The organism is Ligilactobacillus equi DSM 15833 = JCM 10991, assembly GCF_001435735.1.
GTDB lineage: Bacteria > Bacillota > Bacilli > Lactobacillales > Lactobacillaceae > Ligilactobacillus > Ligilactobacillus equi.
In genome coordinates, this window is record NZ_AZFH01000018.1 from 1 (window position 1) to 18,997 (window position 18,997).

General features: G+C 41.3%; 18 protein-coding genes. 12 read left to right on the plus strand and 6 right to left on the minus strand.

Going from position 1 to position 18,997, the window contains the following annotated elements:
• Positions 1–76 precede the first annotated feature (76 nt).
• Both FC36_RS02865 and FC36_RS02870 read left to right on the plus strand, forming a co-directional pair.
• Positions 77–613: an NAD(P)H-dependent oxidoreductase gene (locus tag FC36_RS02865; RefSeq protein ID WP_056986703.1), complete on the plus strand. Its 537-nt coding sequence runs from the start codon at positions 77–79 to the stop codon at positions 611–613.
• Positions 613–879: a YciI family protein gene (locus FC36_RS02870; RefSeq protein ID WP_025021161.1), complete on the plus strand. Its 267-nt coding sequence runs from the start codon at positions 613–615 to the stop codon at positions 877–879. Before FC36_RS02865 ends, FC36_RS02870 begins: the two co-directional genes overlap by 1 nt.
• Positions 880–927: 48 nt before the next feature.
• Here FC36_RS02870 and FC36_RS02875 read toward each other — a convergent pair whose 3' ends face one another.
• From FC36_RS02875 to FC36_RS02890, 4 genes are all read right to left on the minus strand, one after another.
• Entirely contained in the window at positions 928–1,335 is a 408-nt protein-coding gene (locus tag FC36_RS02875; RefSeq protein WP_025021160.1) for a MerR family transcriptional regulator, read from the minus strand.
• A gap of 173 nt (positions 1,336–1,508) precedes the next feature.
• Entirely contained in the window at positions 1,509–1,889 is a 381-nt protein-coding gene (locus FC36_RS02880; RefSeq protein ID WP_056986699.1) for a hypothetical protein, read from the minus strand.
• Positions 1,890–1,991: 102 nt separating this feature from the next.
• Positions 1,992–2,909, minus strand: coding sequence for a homoserine O-succinyltransferase (locus tag FC36_RS02885; RefSeq protein WP_056986700.1), 918 nt, complete (start codon positions 2,907–2,909; stop codon positions 1,992–1,994).
• Between the two features lie 105 nt (positions 2,910–3,014).
• Complete coding sequence (locus tag FC36_RS02890; RefSeq protein ID WP_056986701.1) at positions 3,015–4,058, minus strand: MmcQ/YjbR family DNA-binding protein; 1,044 nt, start codon at positions 4,056–4,058, stop codon at positions 3,015–3,017.
• A 108-nt stretch (positions 4,059–4,166) separates the two neighbouring features.
• On the opposite strand from FC36_RS02890, the gene FC36_RS02895 reads away from it, so the two are divergent.
• The 10 genes from FC36_RS02895 to FC36_RS02940 all read left to right on the plus strand — a co-directional run bounded on the left by FC36_RS02895 (position 4,167) and on the right by FC36_RS02940 (position 17,904).
• The gene (locus FC36_RS02895) at positions 4,167–4,703 is read left to right on the plus strand and encodes a biotin transporter BioY (protein WP_025021158.1); all 537 of its coding nucleotides are present in this window, start codon (positions 4,167–4,169) and stop codon (positions 4,701–4,703) included.
• 6 nt (positions 4,704–4,709) lie between these two features.
• Positions 4,710–5,681 (plus strand): biotin--[acetyl-CoA-carboxylase] ligase, encoded by a 972-nt coding sequence (locus tag FC36_RS02900; RefSeq protein ID WP_025021157.1) that lies wholly within the window; start codon positions 4,710–4,712, stop codon positions 5,679–5,681.
• Between the two features lie 340 nt (positions 5,682–6,021).
• The gene (locus FC36_RS02905; protein WP_023858623.1) at positions 6,022–7,065 is read left to right on the plus strand and encodes a PTS sugar transporter subunit IIC; all 1,044 of its coding nucleotides are present in this window, start codon (positions 6,022–6,024) and stop codon (positions 7,063–7,065) included.
• A 115-nt stretch (positions 7,066–7,180) separates the two neighbouring features.
• Positions 7,181–7,825 carry an MIP/aquaporin family protein gene (locus FC36_RS02910; protein ID WP_025021156.1) on the plus strand — a complete coding sequence of 215 codons (645 nt, stop codon included), beginning with the start codon at positions 7,181–7,183 and terminating at the stop codon, positions 7,823–7,825.
• A 172-nt stretch (positions 7,826–7,997) separates the two neighbouring features.
• Positions 7,998–9,836, plus strand: coding sequence for an FAD-binding protein (locus FC36_RS02915; protein WP_025021155.1), 1,839 nt, complete (start codon positions 7,998–8,000; stop codon positions 9,834–9,836).
• A gap of 132 nt (positions 9,837–9,968) precedes the next feature.
• Entirely contained in the window at positions 9,969–11,033 is a 1,065-nt protein-coding gene (locus tag FC36_RS02920) for a DUF2399 domain-containing protein (protein ID WP_025021154.1), read from the plus strand.
• Positions 11,020–12,534, plus strand: coding sequence for a hypothetical protein (locus tag FC36_RS02925; protein WP_025021153.1), 1,515 nt, complete (start codon positions 11,020–11,022; stop codon positions 12,532–12,534). Before FC36_RS02920 ends, FC36_RS02925 begins: the two co-directional genes overlap by 14 nt.
• The gene (locus tag FC36_RS02930) at positions 12,521–13,483 is read left to right on the plus strand and encodes a hypothetical protein (RefSeq protein WP_025021152.1); all 963 of its coding nucleotides are present in this window, start codon (positions 12,521–12,523) and stop codon (positions 13,481–13,483) included. Before FC36_RS02925 ends, FC36_RS02930 begins: the two co-directional genes overlap by 14 nt.
• The gene (locus FC36_RS02935) at positions 13,470–17,165 is read left to right on the plus strand and encodes an SbcC/MukB-like Walker B domain-containing protein (RefSeq protein ID WP_056986702.1); all 3,696 of its coding nucleotides are present in this window, start codon (positions 13,470–13,472) and stop codon (positions 17,163–17,165) included. The genes FC36_RS02930 and FC36_RS02935 overlap by 14 nt, the downstream gene beginning before the upstream one ends.
• A gap of 118 nt (positions 17,166–17,283) precedes the next feature.
• Positions 17,284–17,904 (plus strand): TetR/AcrR family transcriptional regulator, encoded by a 621-nt coding sequence (locus FC36_RS02940; protein ID WP_025021147.1) that lies wholly within the window; start codon positions 17,284–17,286, stop codon positions 17,902–17,904.
• Between the two features lie 244 nt (positions 17,905–18,148).
• On the opposite strand, the gene FC36_RS11565 is transcribed toward FC36_RS02940, so the two are convergent.
• Together FC36_RS11565 and tnpA are read right to left on the minus strand one after the other, a co-directional pair.
• Positions 18,149–18,370, minus strand: coding sequence for a heme-binding protein (locus FC36_RS11565; protein ID WP_081781976.1), 222 nt, complete (start codon positions 18,368–18,370; stop codon positions 18,149–18,151).
• Positions 18,371–18,421: 51 nt separating this feature from the next.
• A complete protein-coding gene (gene tnpA, locus FC36_RS02945) occupies positions 18,422–18,871 on the minus strand; it encodes an IS200/IS605 family transposase (protein WP_025021146.1) in 450 nt (149 codons plus the stop codon).
• Positions 18,872–18,997: the final 126 nt, after the last annotated feature.

The window sequence follows — 18,997 nt, forward strand, 5'->3', positions numbered from 1 at the left end:
CCAATTGGATTTCTTCCATCGCTTCTTTTTACGTCTTGTTATGGTGTGCTTACGAATTTATTTGGAGGATTTAACCATGAAAACAACTGTTTTACTTTTCCACCCTAATTTAGCTAACTCTAAAGTTAATGCTACTTTAGCTGAAGCTTTACCTGAAGAAATTGAAGTACGTAATATGTATCAGCTTTATCCAGACTTTAACATTGACGTTGCAACTGAACAGGCTATTCTTGAAGCCAGCGACCGAATTGTTCTACAATTTCCTATGTACTGGTATAGCTCACCAGCTTTGCTCAAACAATGGGAAGACATGGTTTTGGAATATGGTTGGGCTTATGGCTCAACAGGAAATGCTTTACACGGTAAAGAACTAATCATTGCTGTTTCGCCTGGAGCTGATAACTATGATCGTGACAATTTTGCTAAATACCATGTTACCGAACTTTTACGTCCTTTCCAAGCCACTAGTCGTTTAATCGGCACTAAATTTATCAAGCCTTTCATCACGGTTGGTGCTTCTTCAATTTCAAATGAAGTATTACAACAACAGGCCAACGCTTACGCTACCTATTTAACTAGCGATAGTTTAGAAGAATTGGGAGATTTTGAATAATGTTCGTTATTGATATTAAACTAACCGCAACTAATATTACCGAAAAAGAAATAACTGCTCACCGCGCTTGGTTCAAGCAATACTTTGATCAAGGTAAATTTTTACTCGTTGGACCGCGCACGGAGATTGATCACGCCGGTATTATTATCGCACAAGTCGATAGTCGCCAAGAACTTGACCAAATTATCAGTCAAGATGTCTTTTATCCCAACGATGCTTCCTATCAAGTTATGAGCTTTAAAGCTAATCTTAATGCTTTAACCTAGTAAACAAAGTCACCACGCTCAAAAAATTATCGAACGTAGTGGCTTTGTTTAGTCTTCTGAAATTTTATATTCCTCAAAATAGCTTTTATCATTTTTAATTTCACCACTTTTATAAAGTGAAATTTTATGTTCTAATCGGTCAATCGAACGTTGCAAATTTTTTTGTTTCAATAATAATTCATCCAACTGTTCTTCCAATAAATGTTGACGTGCAGATAAAGTCTCCTCGCCTTGGCTTAACATTTGTACATAGTCAACCAATTTTTCAATCGGAACATCTGAATGACGAAGACAGACAAGCATTTCAATCCACCCCTGTAAACCCTCATTATAGTAGCGATTACCATTTTTTTGACGAGGAACCGCAGGAATTAAGCCAATACGCTCATAGTAACGTAATGTATCAGGTTTTAGGTTGTATTTTTCAGCCATTTGAGTAATAGTTAATGTAGACATGTTAAATCCCTCCTCAATATCTTATTGTACTACCTTGAGTGTACTCTAGGTAAAATTATAAGATCTATAGGTGCATCTTGAGAGTTAATATTGTGAGCTTCCAACCTATTTTTAACACTGTCTTACTGTTGGCGTTAAAAAAATCACCACTCATAGTGATGATTTTTAGAACTTTATTTGTTTTCTTCAGCCTTCTTTTGTGCCACAAAATTGTTGAAGTGAGCATTAATTTGCATCAACTCTGGAACTTCCGCAAAGGTTTTTGGTTTATTAGGTGTGGTACCTAATAGTGAAGAATCCATGGCTGTGATGTTTTCTAAGAAAAGGCGTTCATTAGCCCGCTTAGCATTTGGCATCAAGTCGGTAATAACCGCAATTTGCCAAGATGGTTCTTCAGATACGGTATTATCCACGGATTTTACCAACGCATAACGCCCTTTTTTAGCATATTTTGAATCGTATTTATAAACATAAGCTTTGTGAGATAACCAAATTTGGTCAGCTCCAAATTTTACGTATTTAATTTTTAAAAATTTTTCTTTCTGCTCACCCATGAAAATTTCTCCTTTACTACTATCTATCTAGCCCATTTTCTCATAATTTATAACGTTACGTCAAACCAAAAATTGTATTGATGACGTAGCCACAAGACCCACTTATTTGCTTAATTCCGTTAAATCATATGGCGTTTCTTGATAGACGGCGTTGACCCAATTACTAAAGAAGACAGAAGCAGCTAAACTCCAGGTCTTCTTAGGAGCATTTTGGGGATTATCATCTGGATAGTAATTAACTGGTAAAGCGGGATTTTTGCCAGCCTTAACATCTCGCTCGTACTCCTCAGCCAAAGTGTTGCGTGTGTATTCCAGGTGCCCAAAATTGTAAACCTGACGTAAATCATCGCTGGCTAAAATAGAAAGTCCCACTTCCGGTCCTGCAGCGAGGATATTGAGTGGACTTTTCTCTAAAACCTCTGAGGCTGTAACCTCAGTATAACGTGAATGTGGCGCCTTAAATTCATCATCAAATCCACGCATCAAAGGATTTTCGCGAAGCATAACTTTTTGAGAGTAAATTCCAGAAAGTTTTTTAGGGAGAAGATACTTTTGAATCCCGTAACGATAATAAAGTCCAGCTTGGGCCCCCCAACAAAGGTGCATGGTTGAGAAGACGTGCGTTTTTGACCAATCAAACAAACGACTAATCTCTTCCCAATAATCAACGTCCTCATATTCAAGTGTCTCCACTGGGGCCCCAGTAACAATCATCCCATCATAAAAACTATCTTTAACATCTTCAAAAGTTTTATAGAAGTTTTCCAAATAAGTCATGGCTGTGTTCTTAGCTTCATGATCAGCCATGTAAAGGAAGTCAACTTTTAGTTGGAGAGGTGTATTAGCAAGGTGCCGGAGAATGTGGACCTCAGTATTGGCCTTTTTCGGCATCAAGTTAACTACTAACATCGATAAAGGACGAATATCTTGGCGCATGGCCCGCATGTCGTCCATCACAAAAATATTTTCCTTACGTAAGATATCGATTGCGGCTAACTTTTTTTCGACCGTAATTGGCATAGAGGTCATCTTCTTTCTAAATTAATATTTCTAATTAATTTTACATTATTTTCTCAAAAAGACAAGTGTTTTGCAATTTTCTTCACATCAAAAAGCATTAAGCTATTAGGAATAATGTGCTAAGTAGTCATCAAGCTCCTGAGTGGTCTTACGTGCCCCACGAACGGCTTTGACACCTAGTTCTTTCAGTTTGTTAAAAGGACAAAAAGTTGCCGGATATTCTTGGACCAATTGCAGGTGCATTAACTTTTTGGGTGCAACTTCTTCAGATTCAATCCCCGCTTCTAAAACCAAGCACTTATAACATAAAGCTTTCACCGGTGCGGTCAGATAGATATAGACTGTATCGCCAGCCAAGACTTTGGTATTTTGCTTCCAGAAAATTTCTCGCTTTTTCGCAAAAGCTGCGGCAACGTCATAATACTTAGGATTAGCCGGTTCAATCCAAGCAATTGGTTGATTAAGGGGGCGACCGCCTTGGTTGGTAAAGGCGCGGCTTTCTGTTAATAGCTCTAAAATCTCGTCATCACTGACCCGTTCATCAAGCATAATACTAACCCAGTTAGCCCGATTCATATGGTAGGCAGGATAAATCCCAGCTTGGGCCAATAGTTTAGGGCGTTTAGCTTCTTTGATTTTAAGGTTGAGAATTTCGACTTCCTGACCCGCATCTGATTTTTCCTTGGTGATCAGCGCTTTGTCGATGTTCATCACCAAGCCATACCATTTATTGCTATCAGCATTACGAAAAACACCATAAGTAGGTAACTTCTTGAAAGGATAGTCTGCTTTTTCGTGAAAAGTCCTCGCGACCAGTTGACTAAGGCGGTTAGCTTGCGGCGTTAAAAAAGGTTCTTCACGAAAACATTGCGTCGCTACCTCTGCCAAAATTTCACCATAAGCTGCCCGCACGGAACTCACGTAAGCCCCGTGCTGACCTTCCGCTCGTAGCAAAAGATAGGGTTCATGGTTATCATTGTCATAAACTTCACCCTTAACCTGGTTTCCTTGCACTGTAATTTGGGCTTGAAACTGTCCCGCTAAGAAGTCAACTTGATAGTGATAACTGTCGCCTTCCTTTCGAAAACCATAGGCTTCCAATTTGGCAGGTTCAGCAAGTTTGCGTTTAAAAATTTCTTCTTCGAGCATATTTTCCCCTTCTTTCATCGCTTTTTATTATATCACATCAATAGTAACCCCATCTTGATTTAGAGGGTTACTACGCTTATAATAAAAGTAAAAATGCGGAGGAATATGATGACTAGCCGAAATAATTTAAAAAAGCTTATTCTAGCGGCCCTTTTGGTCGCCATTATTATTGTTCTTGGACTTCTTCCAGGCATTCCTTTAGGGATTATTCCTGTTCCAATTATCTTTCAAAATATGGGTATCATGTTGGCAGGGCTCTTACTAGGACCACGTTATGGAAGTTTGGCAACCGTGACTTTTGTCTTATTGGTCGCATTAGGTTTTCCTTTCTTATCTGGAGGAAATGGCGGGATGGCCACTCTTGTAGGACCAACTGGGGGTTATATTCTTAGTTGGTTGCTAGTGCCGATTTTTATCGGCTGGTTTACCCGACAAAAAACTAGCTTTTGGCTAACCTTTATTGGGACCTGGCTTTGGGGCGTCCTTTTCGCTGACATTTGCGGCAGTCTCTGGCTTGCTTACCAATCTCATCTGAACTTAGGCGTGGCTTTAGCTTCCAATCTAATCTTTATCCCCGGCGATACCATTAAAGCCTTGCTAGCCAGTTTGATTGCCCACAAACTCAAACCTGTTATCTGGAGGTAAAATAATATGACTACCAAACAAGCTGTCTTATTCCAATTACTAGCGCAACCAGAAACTTGGTTTTCTGGTGATAAATTAGCGCAGGAAATCCAGGTTAGCCGTGAATCGGTCTGGAAGGCTATCCAAGCTTTGAAAAAAGCGGGTCACCAAATCGAAAGTCGCAAAAATCAGGGTTATCGTTACTTGGGGAACCCTAACCTTGACTTGGATAGTTTGAACTTTTATAGTGGTTTTGCTTATTCTGAACAAATTAAAGTTTTTGAAATGACGGATTCCACGCAAATTCAAGCAAAGAACTATCTTAATCAACACACTGTAAACAAACCATATTTATTCGTTGCTAACCAACAGAGTGCCGGTTACGGGCGTCGCGGACGTGATTTTTATTCACCTAGCCAAACTGGACTCTACTTTTCTTTGATTTTGCCTAATCCGAGTCAAGATTTGTCCCAAGTTGGACTCTTAACTACCAGTATTGCCGTTTTAGTGAGTCGGGTTTTAGAAAGATTTTTCCCAGACAAAGACTTCAAGCTTAAATGGGTTAACGACATTTATCTAGGGCAAAAAAAGGTAGCTGGTATTATAACTGAGGCCAACTTGGATCTAGAAACCCAGTCTCTAGCCCACTTTATTGTCGGTGTGGGACTTAACCTTAGTCCGGCTGATTTTCCTGAGAGTCTCCAAGCAACCGCCCAAGCTATCAGTGACGAACCTTTTTATAATCGTAATCAACTAATGGTGGCCCTCTTTACCGAAATTATTGACCACTATCGTGAATATCAATCTCCCAACTTGCTCGCAGAATACCGGCAAAAATCCTTTCTACTGGGGCGACAAGTAACCTTGCAACGTGGAACAGAAAGTTTCCACGGCCAAGTTAGCGGGATTAGTGATGATGGTAGCCTCCAATTAGTAACAGAGGATGAGAAAATATTAGAATTTAACAGCGGTGAAATCACTAAGGTGTATTTTAAATGAAAAAAATCTAATTTTATCCTTGACTTTTAATCTTATCTTCGTTATCCTAAGGTCAACAAGTAATACATGCAAGCACGAAAGGAAGGAAATTGCTATGAAAAACCAAATGACATCACAACAATTTAAGAACTATCGTGGCTTCTATTTCTTTTTTAAGTAGAGGTTTATACTTGCATGCAGGTGTAAATCTCGTTTCCAGACTTTACACCTGTCAAGGATTTAGATTTAGAAGTTCTAGGTCTTGTCAGGATTGATAAGACCTAGGCTTAACCAAACGAAATTAAACCGAGCCTAGGTGCAAAACACCTAGGCTCTTTTTGTACTATCAAGGAGGATTTCTATGAAAGCTAAAGAATTTACCATGAACGTTTTAAACGGGCTCTCCACCGGGGTTGTCATTACCCTAATCCCGTCCGCCCTCTTGGGACAACTGATGAAGGCCCTCAGCAGTGCTTTTCCCGCTTTTACAAGCACCGCCACGACCATCACGGCCATGACTAACTTTACTATGTGTCTCTTAGCTGCCGTGGCGGCTTTCTGTGTCGGGACGGCCTTCAAATTTAACCTAATTCAAACAGGTTCGCTGGCAGCAGCTGCTACTTTAGGTGCTGGCGTTGTAACGCCCACTGCCAAAGGTTTTTTACTTTCTGGGACCGGAGATGTTATCAACATCACAGTTACGATTGTCATTGGGGTTTTAGTTGCCCAATTCATTGGGGACAAGTTGAAAAACTACACCGTGCTCTTAGTGCCTGTTTTAGTTATCTTGATTGCTGGTGGCTTAGGAATGCTCACTTTGCCATACGTTCGTCAAGTCACGACCTTTATTGGGGCAGTGATTATGCACCTCACAGTCTTACAACCTATTTTAATGGGAGCCTTAATGGGCTTGGTTTTCGCCGTTTTAATTGTGTCACCCATTAGTTCGGTGGGAATTGCCACAGCGATTTCACTTTCTGGAATTGCCTCGGGCTCCGCTAACCTAGGGATTGTTGCTGGTAGTTTTACCTTGGCCATCATGGGGGCATCCGTTAATAGCCTTGGGACAACTTTAGCCCACTTCATCGGAACACCTAAAATTCAAATGGCCAACATGTTAGAAAAGCCTAAATTATTTATCCCCGTAATGGTTAATGCCGCTATTGCTGGGGCGATTGGAGCCATCTTCAACATCAAGGGTACGCCAATGAGTGCTGGATTTGGTTTCAGTGGCTTGATTGGACCTTTGGCCGCCTGGAATGAAACTAACCAAAGTGCGGGAGCGATGATACTTTTAATCATCTTATTCCTTGTAATGCCAATTGTTTTAGGTTTCTTGGCCCGCCAAATTTTTATCAAACAAACTAAACTAGTCAGCCCCGAAAACCTACTAATTAAAGCTTAAATAAAAATTGCTAAATTTTACACGGATTTTTATGTTTTTAATAGTTTTTCTTAATCTTGGCTCGCTATGCTTAAAGTGCAAGAAAATTATTTATAAGGGGGAATTTTTTATGTCAATGAAAAAGTATCTTGCCGAATTTTTCGGAACGTTAATTTTAATTATGTTAGGGACTGCTAGTGTTGTTATCGCCAAGGGGAATGTCTTAACCATTGCCTTTGCTTTCGGTTTAGCTGTAACAATTTCTGCCTACTCTTTTGGGGCAATTTCTGGGGGACACTTTAACCCTGCCGTAACGACTGCCATGCTTATCAACCGTAAGATTGATGCCAAAGACGCCTTAGGTTACATTATTGCCCAATTCTTGGGGGCAACGGCGGGTTCAGCTTTTGTGCTTTACTTTGTTAAATCGATGGGCTTGGCTAGCAACGCTTTAGGTCAAACCGACTTTACCAAGATTTCACCTTTTACCGCCTTAATTGTAGAAATTTTAGCCACCTTCTTATTCGTGACGATTATTCTCTTGGTAACCTCAGACCGCTTTGGTAACCCTGATTTAGCCGGCCTAGTGATTGGTTTAGCCTTAGCCATGTTAATTGTTTTCGCAATTAACTTAACCGGGGCTTCCTTGAATCCCGCACGTTCCTTTGGTCCTGCCATCTTTGCCGGAGGGAGCGCGTTGAAGCACTTCTGGGTTTACTTGATTGCACCAGAAATCGGGGCGGTCTTAGCTGCCTTTTGTGCTCGCTTTTTTGAAGAATAAATTTTAATGACTCCACAAAACCGCTCAATTGAGCGGTTTTTTAGTTATTGCTAGGGAAAATCAGTGTAATTCCTTTGCTATAAATTCCAATGTTCTGCATGATATTTATAGTTGTAAGTAATCTTTTGTAATCGTTTTTATACGTGATATAATATCCTTTGAGGTGATTTGAATGTACAAAGATGGAAAATACCAAGTAACCGTGCGCGGTCACCATTCCGATGTGACTCTAGAAGTTACTTTGACCCGAGACAAGATTGTTAAAATTGACGTTCTCAGTGAAAACGAAACTGAAGCTTTTATCACTGAACTCAAGGACCGAATGTTACCGGAGATTATTGCCAACCAATCCCTTCAAGTGGACGCTATTTCTGGAGCTTCGAAACTTTCCCATGCGGTGATTGAAGGTTTAGAAGAAGTTGTTAATCAAGCCGGTAGTGATGCCCAAGAACTCTTAAACCAGCCACTAGTAGCGAAAGCTCCAGCGGAGGACCGCCAACTCAAGGCTGATGTGGTTGTGATTGGTTCAGGGGGTGCTGGTTTTATGGCCGCCCTCACCGCCGCTAAGGATGGTGCCCAGGTGGTTGTGCTCGAAAAAGCATCCACCCTTGCTGCCGTCAACGGAGTTAAGGTTTCCGGACCTTTCGCCGTTGATACACCGGTATTGCACCAAAAAGGTACAACTTTAACAGCTAACGAGGTTTTTAACCATGTCATGACCTACACGCACTGGACACCTAATTCCTTGTTAATTAAGAATTACCTAGATCACTCCAGTGAAGCCGTAGAAAACCTCATGGAAATCGGTTATCGCTTTGAAGAAGCTGATTTCCGCTTTAAGACGCCTTTTACAGGGCCAAAAGGTGGTTTCCACCTAATTATGACTCCAGTTGACCAACGGGTGAAACTTTGGCAAGCAGCCTATAAAGAATACGGCGTCCAAGTTCTTTATCAAACAACGGCCATACAGTTACTAACCCACGGGCGTAAAGTTACGGGGGTTGTAGCCCAAAGTCATGATGGTGCCCAGGTTACCATTCAAGCCCAAGCCGTAATTGTAGCGGCCGGTGGCTACCTGGGTAACAAAGAAATGTTACAAGCCCACCTTGGGACCAGTCGCGTGAATGCGGCTGCCGGAGGTAAATCGCTGGCCACTGGGGATGGGATTAAAATGGCTCAAGCTATCGGTGCCAGTCTCGATAAGACTTTTGGTTACTGTGGTAGCGAATACGGTGGCACCAACCAAAAAGCTTCCCGGCCAGCCACTCAGGATAAATTCGACCAAAACCTAGCTTTCAAATTCGGAGTTTACGGTAATCTTTTAGTCAATAGCCACGGCCAACGTTTCATGAACGAAGGTCTCATGTGTGACTATCCGATGTCTTATGGTGAGGAACCTACCTTGCGCAATAGTCCTTACTACGCTATTGTTGACCAAGCCTATGTTGATGCCATGCGAGACCAAGGCCTTTATACCTACATGACCGCGCGAGGAGCTAACCACGAGAACTGGTTTATCGGTAACTATTACAAGCAACGTGGACCTTTAGCTAGCCTCGACCAAGACCTCGAGGAAGGTCTACGTGAAGGTTGGATTACTAAGGCCGACACCCTAGTAGAATTACAAGCTAAAACGGGACTAACCCACTTAGTGGAAAACGTCAATCGCTACAACGGCTTCTGTCAAACGGGTGTCGACGAAGATTTTGCTACTAACCCTTGGTACCTGACCTCTGTCTCCCAAGGTCCATTTTACGCAATTGAAAATGAAGTGTCTGCCTGGTCAACCATGGGTGGTATTAAAACTGACGCTAACTGTCAAGCCTTTGATACGCACGGCCAAACGATTCCTGGTCTATACGTTGTTGGCACCGACAATGGTTCTTTGATGTACTCACCTTACTACGATATCCCGGGCTTTTGCTATGGCCTTTGTATCGGTTCCGGGGTGATTGCCGGTCACGCCAGTGCGCAAACTATCCTAGATGGCACTTCAGGAGCTTCTGAATAAAAATTACCTAACCATCGCTCAAAACTTTTAAGCGATGGTTTTTTACTGTTATTTATATTGTTTCTCCAATGACTACGTTAAAGTGCTATATTAAAATGCTATAATAGATAATAAATGTACGGAGGTGTTAAGATGGATTGGTGGCAAATTACTCGTGACTTATACCTAGAAAAGGGCAGTCATGGCCAAATTAAAAATTGGACAGTTAAAGTTGAAGATGAACTCGCCCTTTCACGTTTGGGTCTTTTGGGCAAACTAACCCAAAAGAATGGTACGTATCAAGTTAAGGTCTGGCGTATTTTTAAGCAACTCGGTATCGCTAAAGAAGACATTTTCCCGGAATTAGAAGTACGTTATGGGAAATTACTTTCACAAAAAGACCAGGCGGATCAGATTAACACACAGAGGCAAACAGCTTTTACTAATTTTCTAACTCAACTTGATACTGCCCAAAAAGAGTTTTTCCTAAGTTTAGATGTCAGCCCTAAAGTATGGGAAAAGCAGGCAAACTTCTACCGAAGTGCCCTACAAATGTGGTCTCGCCCTAGCCAGCCAACCTTACTGGCAGCTTATGCTTTAAAAATTTTCAGTAATCCCCATGCTCTTGACTATGGACGTAAGGAAAGGAACTTTTTAGAAAAACTGTTAGTAGCGCAATATGGGCCTGACGCGCGCTTAGATGACCATAACCTCTATCAAGATCAACTAGCTAATTTTGTCGGTACGGCGAACCTTCTCGTTTCTCCACTAAACTTTGACTTAATTTCTCTGGCTGATGTTACCACCGTTGATCTACCACGAGGCCAAAACATCTATCTCCATGAAAATTCCGGCGTCACAACCGTTTTGGCACGACGTTACCCAGATCGCAAATTTGTTTGTACGGCTGGGCAACCAACTTTAGCCTGTCGCTTGTTAATTACACGCCTGTTAGCAGCGAACAATACGCTTTATTATTCTGGTGATTTAGACCAGACTGGACTTAAAATCGCTGATAACCTTTTACAGGACTTTCCCGCTCTTAAATTGAAAAATATGGATTTAGAAACATACCATAAGTACCAAAAACAAGCCGTCGTCCCCAGCAAGGACCGTCACATTAAACAAGTACAACACCCTGCTTTGCAGTCATTGCTAACTGCGATTCAATCTGAAGGCAAAATAATCTTTGAGGAGGCAATTCATGAACTTCTATGAAGACCTAGAATTCACCGACCAAGCCCGCTGGCTCTTTAAACCTGGTATTACCCAACAAATCGTCAGCTTTCTTTATGATCACCAATTAATTCAATACACCCCTTTAAACCTCAGCGAAACTTTAGAACTCGATTACGAAGAAGTCGATAAAGCTATCAAATGGTTATATGACAATAAAAACCTCGAGCGGATTCCTTCAAATCTTGAAGGCCGGGCCCGTTCCATTAAGGAAGCGATGCAAACTTCAGCTTACAAGCTGACCGACCAATCAGTTGCCTTATATACGGCCTTTGAGCAAATTTCTAAACTAGAAACTAAGATTCGAGAATCGATTGAAGTTAATGATGCCATCAAGTTTATGCAAGCTACGGATACCTTAAATGAAACATTGACCAAACTAGCTCACGATCCCAATAATGGTCAGCTCAAGCAAAAGCTTTTTGAAGGGAAAACCACGTTGTTTGACATCTGTTATGGCTTTGACAACGGGATTTACCGTCGTTTCAAGGATCGGATTAATGACTTTTCCACCAACATCAATCAGATGCAACTGCGGGTTTATCAAACCAGTTCAGAAAATCCGGAAATCTTTGCTGATTTAAATATCCTTTTGATTCGTTTAACCAATACCATTAAAGAAATTATGGAACAAGTTAAAGACGCCATTCCTGAGATTATTGCATCTATTAAGCGTTTGGCTGCTAGTCAAAAGGCCATTGGAGCCAGTCGCTTTTACCAGCCTTTAGCCCAAGAAATCCTGGCTTTAAACGCTAACCGTACGGCGGATGAAATTTGTGCGACTATGTTTTCCACAATTGAAGATATTGCCCATGATGAAGCCGGTAGTAATGGACTCTTTGCAGGCTTAATGGGGCGGTTAAATCTCATGTTTGATATGGTGATTGATATCAACCGCCAAAATCGTAATATTACGCGTAATGTCGCCAATACCCAAAAGTACCTCCAATTAGCGCATGAGTTTACTGATGATATGACTCCGGAAGAATTAGCCTTGCGTTTTGACAAATTAGAAGGAACACCGGTAATTCACCACTGGGTAATGTCCAAGCACGCGCGATTTGACGACAACGATGAACGTCTCCACTATGATTTCCAACCTAAAGCCCGCAAAAAGGCTGTACCCAAGGCGGCGCGTTCTATGGAGTTATCGGCGACCGAAAAAGAACTCCTAAAACAACAACAAGCACAACGGGAAGCGGAAAAAGTTCGGCAGCAACAACTTGGCCAGTACATTTTGGAACACGGCCTCAAGGAAACCCTGCCAAATGATGCCTATGAGTGGTTGATGAAATTGATTTCCGAAAGCATCTTCCACTATTACTTTGACCAAGACGGCCAAATTTTAAGCGGAATCGCTCGAACCGGCGCCTACCAGCTTATTAAAACTTATCAAACCAAAAACATGGTGATTCGCTCTGAAGCTAAAACTTTAACCTTATTCAAACAGCAATTGGAGGTGAAACTTAATGAAGACCAGTGATTGGAGTCAAGTCATGCCCCTACTTTTACGGGGCGAAGTTAATGAGCTCATCAAACTTAATGCTAAGGAAATCGACATCTATCTCAAAAATAAGTTTGGCCTCAAACTCGATAATAACTACCACCTGCGTAAATACTCGCGCACACGTCCCTTGGGAATTGCTAGCCCCCGTAATAAATCCGCACTTTTATACCGGGTTTACTTTGAAGTTTTAGCGCGCTTAACTTCCCTACCAGATGATGCCAGTATTCTTTACACTTCCTTACAACAATACGTCCTCACCCAAGAAGGTTTAGATAACTCTGCTTCGGCACAGTTGCAACCCTACTTAAAAGACGTACTCGCCAAACTTTGCCAAGACGGAATTTTAATGCAAAAAGAAGCCAGTGAAGAAAACGTCTTATATGTCAAAGTGCAACATCCAACTCCTCCAAAAGAAATAGTCCTAACAGCTGACAGTCCGGTGGTTAAGGCCCGTCAAGAATTACTATTAAATGGTTTTTACCGTCATGAAGGTACCATGCACAGTAGTACCCTCAAAAGTCTCGAAGAAAGTTTCGAACGCTTTTACGATTACGACAGTCAGACGGGTTTGCGCCTATTGGCCTATGAAAATTACTTTATTTTAGCCGATTACTCCGGCAGTGGTTTCCCCAATACTGTCCAAGGAAACGTCGGGACTTTAGCCGTGGAAATGCTAAGTCAACTATCACAAAAGAGCTTTTGGAGCCCGCTAGAACTCTTCGATTTAGCCAAAACTACAGCGACCTATGCGAATTCGACGGGACTAAAAACCGAGGTTACCCTGAAGAGTAAGGTGAAAGAAATTATTACTTGGTTCACCTACTACGGAATGTTGACCCCACGCGACCACGGTTATGAAATCACCTCATTAACAAGCTTTATTACCAAGGAAAAATCACAAGGAGAAGTACATGGCACATTATAAAGTTAACCAGTTTGGGTTTTATAATTACTTCAACTACCGCAATGAAGTTTTTGATGCTGCCACCCAAGCAATTGTTTTTACCGGTGAAAATGGGTCGGGAAAAACGGTCAGTATGCAGGCCATCTTTCCCACTATTTTCACCATGAGTCCCTATCAGCTCAAAAACGGCCGTAATAGTGACTTTTATACCAAAGCAGGAGAAGCTTCCTTTGCCTGGTGTGAATTTAAAAATGATCAGGGCCTCCAAACCCTAGTCCTCGCTTACAGTAAAACTTTAGAGGGCAATGTCAGCCGTTATGGTTGTATTCTTAAACCAGGTGTTGCCGGGACAGACTTGAATTTCAAAACCAACTGGACCGAATTTCGCAAGTTAAACAACCAGCACATTAAGGCGATTTACAACCGAGTTGCGGATTATAAAACCGCCATTAATAAGCTATTCTTTGGTTTCACTAACCTCAAGGATTTCGATGATTATATCGACCATATGTTAAATCTGGGTAAACCGCCTTTGAAATTAACCAACAGTGTGTCAGAATTGGATGAAGCCCTCAAGACTTCTTTACCAGATCTCAGCCAATACGCAACTCCTGATATTGTGGGAAGTTTCATTACTAGTGCTTTGAAGTTGATTAGCGAAAGAAACGAACGCGAACGCTTGTTAAATATCTTGGACAATCTTCACAAAACCAAAGACTGGGCTGACTTATCTAATAAGCCAACTCTGGCCCGGATTAGTCTTAAGTTTGGCGATGCTCACACCGACCTTATACAAGCCCAGGATCGCGCTAACCGCTTGGAAACTGAGTTAGCAACGAAAAACGACAAGATTACCCAATTACAAACAGAAATCATGCAAACCAAAGCTGATCTCAGTAAGAATCAAGGTGAAAAGGCGGCCTTAGATACCGTGATGTCGACTGACATCAAGAATCTAAAAAACCAACTTCAACGTGCCTTAACAGAACAAAAACATGCTCAAAGTGAAGTGGCCATCGCCCAACAAGACTTGACCCGCTTGCAAGCTGACTATGATCGGACTCAAAAGAAGTTCGACCAGACGCAAATGCAATTATCACAAACGCAAGCCAAGTTGGCCAAATTAACGGTCGCCACGGACAGCAATCTGGTTTCCGCCCAATTTAAGGCGAACTATCCTCATCCACAAGAAACCATCGCTAAGCAATACCAGTTAATCAGTGACTTAGAGCAACTCAATATCGCTAACCAAAAACTCCTTTTTAAAGCAGATGAAGTGAAAAAGGCTTTGGACAGCTATGACGAGGATTACTATCTGGACCAGATTAAGCGAGCCCTGTCAGACTTGCAAAGTGCAACCTACGATTGGTTTAAAACCCGCCAATTACCAGTGGAAGAAAGTACAGAATTCACACTCGATGAATATGAGCAACTTGCACACCAAGTTGAACTTTTCCAACAACAATTTAGTCAACAACTGGCACAAAGTCAGCTTGATTTAAGGTCCCAAATCCAAACTAAGCAAGCCTTAACAGAACGTTTGGCTCAATTACAAAATCACGAAAAGCCCGAAACGACTGCCGTTTTCCAAACCGGGCAACAACTCTTTGAACTAGTGGACTTTAAACCCGATGTTCCTCCGGCCTTGCAGCTCAAAATTGAAAGTGCCCTCAAATACTCCAATTTGTTGTACACTTTATTTGATGCTCGACAAGTTGAAACCGGGCTGGAATTTACTGGTAATACAATATCACCTGCTTCCCGTAATTTAGGTCAATACCTTCAAGGAGCAAATGAGCAAGTACAAGCTTTTCTAACAGAAATTGCCTTAGACGTTGAGGATAACTTACTCTATGGTAGTGTCAAAATTACGCACCCTAGTCAAGCGCAGATTACCCACATTGGTGAAAGCAACCGCCAAGCCAAACGTCAAGCTGATATTGCCCAAGTTCAGGCGGAGCTTACAACTTGTCAAAAAGAAATTGACCGCCTGGAAAACGAAGTGGCTGAATACGATGATATGTTAAGCCAGCTTTCACGGGCTAGTTTTCCGATGACCTCAGCGCTCGAAAAAGCGCAAGACACCCTAGCGCGAGCTAGCCACACCCACCAAGCTAACCAAGCCGAGTTAGCCCAGCTGCAAACACAATTAGCCACCTTCCAAAATCAAAGAGATCTCCTTCTCGGTGATTTTTGTCCGGACTTACCACAAGAAAATGCAGCTTTACATCACTTTGAAGCAGAATTTAATCACTATCTGGCTCTACTCGCAGAAATTGACCGCCAAAAAGAAGAACAAAAACGCTTAAAATCTGAATTAGCGGAAGCACAACAAAGGTTGACGGAACTTAACTTAGATGCCAGCCAAACTCGCCTCGATGAGCTGAAGCAAAGACTGCTTGCACGGGATGAAGAAGTGGCGCAAATTCAAGCACAAATTCAAGATCCCGATATCCAAAGAAAAATCGCCCGTTATGAAGAATTGCAAAACAGCATTCCAGAATTACAGGCAGATATTTCCTTTAAGGAAAAACAAGTTACAGACATCGCAAATAGCGTAACAGCACTTGAATTACGGTTAGAGACTGCTCAAGAAACCGCAGCTGAGCTCAGTGATGACTTCTTGGAACTTGAAGAATTACTTGAAACCCTTCATTTAGATGAGGCAGTCAGCCAAGCTTCAGCAAATGATTTAAAGAATAATAATCAAAATAAGGCTAATCTGTTAGCGATTTCCTTCACCGAAATTAATGCCAGTGCTGAATATCACGTGGAACAAAGTGAGTTAACTTTTAAGAGTTTTGAATCTAGCAATAGCAACATTGCAGATACCTTGTATGAATTGCAAAATATTAAGACCGTTACCTATCAACGTTATGATAAGGTTATGTCCCTGCCGGAATTAGAAACCCAAATCAATGGCATGGTTGAATCTTACTCCGTCACGGCGGATAATGAAGTTCAAAAACTCGGTGAACAGCTCTATACATCTCATGTCTTTGATTTAATTCGCTTCACTGTTGACAAAGCGCGTCAATTAACCAAACAAATCAGCCAATCCATGAAAGCTAAGGAACAAAGTGAGCATATCTCCTTTTATACAGTCTTTGAAGCGCGCCCAGAGTATCGTTCTTCTTACCTCACGGCCTTTGGTGATCAACAAGCAGATGCCCCGGTGGTTCGTGATGCTGTGGACCGTTTGATGCATCAGCTGTGGGAAATCATCGTCGAAAACGTTGATCAACCTCAAGAAGTTTTGATGACCGAATTCTACCGGATGTTCGATTATAAAAAGTGGTTTAACTTTAAGATTCGCTTCAAGCGTAAGGGAGCTTCCGATAAAATGGAAGATTTAACCGACCGCAAACTCAAGACCTTCTCTGAAGGCCAAAGAAGTCGGGCCATTCTGGAACCATTAACGATTGTGCTCTCGTTGGACCAAGAAAAGATGTCCTGCGACCAAGCACCGCGAATCATCATCATGGATGAAGCCTTTTCTGGTTTAGATGCTCAACAACAAGGTCTCCTCTTAGAAAGTTTCTATGAAATAGCCGATAATTTTATCGCCACTGGGCACAATGCTCACTTAGTTATGCCTCAAAATGCGATCGCTGTGTCTTATTTTGAAATTATTAACCACACAATGGGAGAAAACCAAGACGATTTGATTACTATCTCGCGCACCATCGAAACTAATAACTAATATTTAAAAGTCAGGATCAGCCTGATTTTTTCTGGTTCCAGAATAGTCAACATTATGTATTTTATTAATTGACACTTAGACTTTTAAAAGCTAAACTTAGGCTGAAGGAGTTGATTCTATGCGTTTCCAACGAGCACGAACTCAAAAGCAAATTGATTTGCGACTAGAAGAAATCCTCAAAGCCAGTCGCAAACTATTTAAAAAACAAAACTACGAAAAAATAAGTATCAAAACTATTGCCGAGGCAACGACCCTCTCACGAGCAACCATTTACACCTACTACCCCACTAAAGGAGATATTTTCCTGGCTATCCTAGGACAGGAATATCAACAAGTACAAGCAGAAATTGCCCAAATTTTTGCCGCTGAACAAAATCGCGTTACCCGCAACCGTTTCTGCCAATTACTAACACAAGTATTACTTCGACACCCCACCTTCTTGCGCCTCTTAACCCTTCAAAAAACTTTGATTGAACCGCAAAGCACCCCTGAACACCTCACTAGTTTCCAAGAGAGTAGTCAGTCGTTCTTCACACTACTAAGCCAACTTTGCCAACAAGTGTTTCCGACCGGGCGGCAAATGCAACGAGAAATCTTTCTCACCCAGTTGTTAATTTACTTGGCAGGCTTTTACCCCATTCTTGCAAGTCAAAAGTCCTACTTCCAGGTACAAGAAGATATTCCCGCCGACAAGTTGCTTTACAATGCGATTTATAATCTAACTGGTATTTTGATGTAATGGTGATGAACACAACACAAAAAACACTATGTTGATTAATTAGCCAACATAGTGTTTTTAATTATCCTAAGTAGAAAATTTATCTACTGTATGCCTTTCTGGTTGATAACATGGAAAGTCTACTAAAAAATAAGGTATCCAAGCCATTTGTATTTTAGCATTATGTTGTCTTCTAGCTCGCTTACTCTCTAGACGTAGAAAAACTCTTAATGATAAAAAGTCAATCCGCAGACCGACCCTAAGTTTATGCCTTCATCCCTAACAAAGCTTGATAGGCTAAATCATGGTCTTCGAAGTCTTTGAGCCCGGAAACAATCACAGCTCCTACCGTACCAACACCATCAACTTTGATTGGGAAACCGCCACCGTAGCACGTGTAGTCCCCAGCTGACAAGTCATTAGCTCCTAAAAAGGCCACTTGATCTCCCTTGAATTTTGCCTTTTCAATGAAAAATAAAGCAGGAATTCCACGATTTTAATCGTGGGAGGAATGCGTTAGTATCAGCACCGAAAGGTGCTATTTTTTTGTTTTTGGACGTCCTGCATTGCTTTTTGTTGTACGTTGTTCAGAAATGTACTTTTCTACGACTTCTTTACTCATATTACCTAAAGTACTCATGTAATAACTACGTGACCAAAGATTACCTCCCCAGTATTGGGATTTTCGTATTTCTGGATGCTTAGCTAAGAATAACCTTGCACTACCACCTTTTAGGGCTTTAACAACATTGGTTGCAGAGTGCTTGGGTGCAAAACCGATTAACATATGCACGTGGTCGGGCATAATTTCCATTTTCTCAATTGTAATTTCATTAAGGTCTGCAATTCGTTGAAGAATGTTTTTCATTTCACTAACTAACACCGGAGTAGTAAATGTTTGGTGACGATACTTTGTTACCCAAATTAGGTGGAAATGGAAATTATAAATATAACCACGGGCGTAAACGGCATCTTTTATTTTACTCATTAGTAATTACCTCATAACTTATCATTTACTTTTATTTTATCATAAATAATGATATAATGGTAATTAAGAAAAGAGGTGAAAGTATATGCCACAAGTTGAACTTCCATATATGATGGGACTGAAATT

Bases quoted from the DNA above. Each gene is read 5' to 3' on its own strand.
- FC36_RS02905 (WP_023858623.1), top strand. From the start codon at position 6,022: ATGAAAGCTAAAGAATTTACCATGAACGTTTTAAACGGGCTCTCCACC.
- FC36_RS02875 (WP_025021160.1), bottom strand. From the start codon at position 1,335: ATGTCTACATTAACTATTACTCAAATGGCTGAAAAATACAACCTAAAA.
- FC36_RS02910 (WP_025021156.1), top strand. From the start codon at position 7,181: ATGAAAAAGTATCTTGCCGAATTTTTCGGAACGTTAATTTTAATTATG.
- FC36_RS02915 (WP_025021155.1), top strand. From the start codon at position 7,998: ATGTACAAAGATGGAAAATACCAAGTAACCGTGCGCGGTCACCATTCC.
- FC36_RS02925 (WP_025021153.1), top strand. From the start codon at position 11,020: ATGAACTTCTATGAAGACCTAGAATTCACCGACCAAGCCCGCTGGCTC.
- FC36_RS02920 (WP_025021154.1), top strand. From the start codon at position 9,969: ATGGATTGGTGGCAAATTACTCGTGACTTATACCTAGAAAAGGGCAGT.
- FC36_RS02865 (WP_056986703.1), top strand. From the start codon at position 77: ATGAAAACAACTGTTTTACTTTTCCACCCTAATTTAGCTAACTCTAAA.
- tnpA (WP_025021146.1), bottom strand. From the start codon at position 18,871: ATGAGTAAAATAAAAGATGCCGTTTACGCCCGTGGTTATATTTATAAT.
- FC36_RS02930 (WP_025021152.1), top strand. From the start codon at position 12,521: ATGAAGACCAGTGATTGGAGTCAAGTCATGCCCCTACTTTTACGGGGC.
- FC36_RS02880 (WP_056986699.1), bottom strand. From the start codon at position 1,889: ATGGGTGAGCAGAAAGAAAAATTTTTAAAAATTAAATACGTAAAATTT.
- FC36_RS02940 (WP_025021147.1), top strand. From the start codon at position 17,284: ATGCGTTTCCAACGAGCACGAACTCAAAAGCAAATTGATTTGCGACTA.
- FC36_RS02885 (WP_056986700.1), bottom strand. From the start codon at position 2,909: ATGCCAATTACGGTCGAAAAAAAGTTAGCCGCAATCGATATCTTACGT.
- FC36_RS02895 (WP_025021158.1), top strand. From the start codon at position 4,167: ATGACTAGCCGAAATAATTTAAAAAAGCTTATTCTAGCGGCCCTTTTG.
- FC36_RS02935 (WP_056986702.1), top strand. From the start codon at position 13,470: ATGGCACATTATAAAGTTAACCAGTTTGGGTTTTATAATTACTTCAAC.
- FC36_RS02900 (WP_025021157.1), top strand. From the start codon at position 4,710: ATGACTACCAAACAAGCTGTCTTATTCCAATTACTAGCGCAACCAGAA.
- FC36_RS02870 (WP_025021161.1), top strand. From the start codon at position 613: ATGTTCGTTATTGATATTAAACTAACCGCAACTAATATTACCGAAAAA.
- FC36_RS02890 (WP_056986701.1), bottom strand. From the start codon at position 4,058: ATGCTCGAAGAAGAAATTTTTAAACGCAAACTTGCTGAACCTGCCAAA.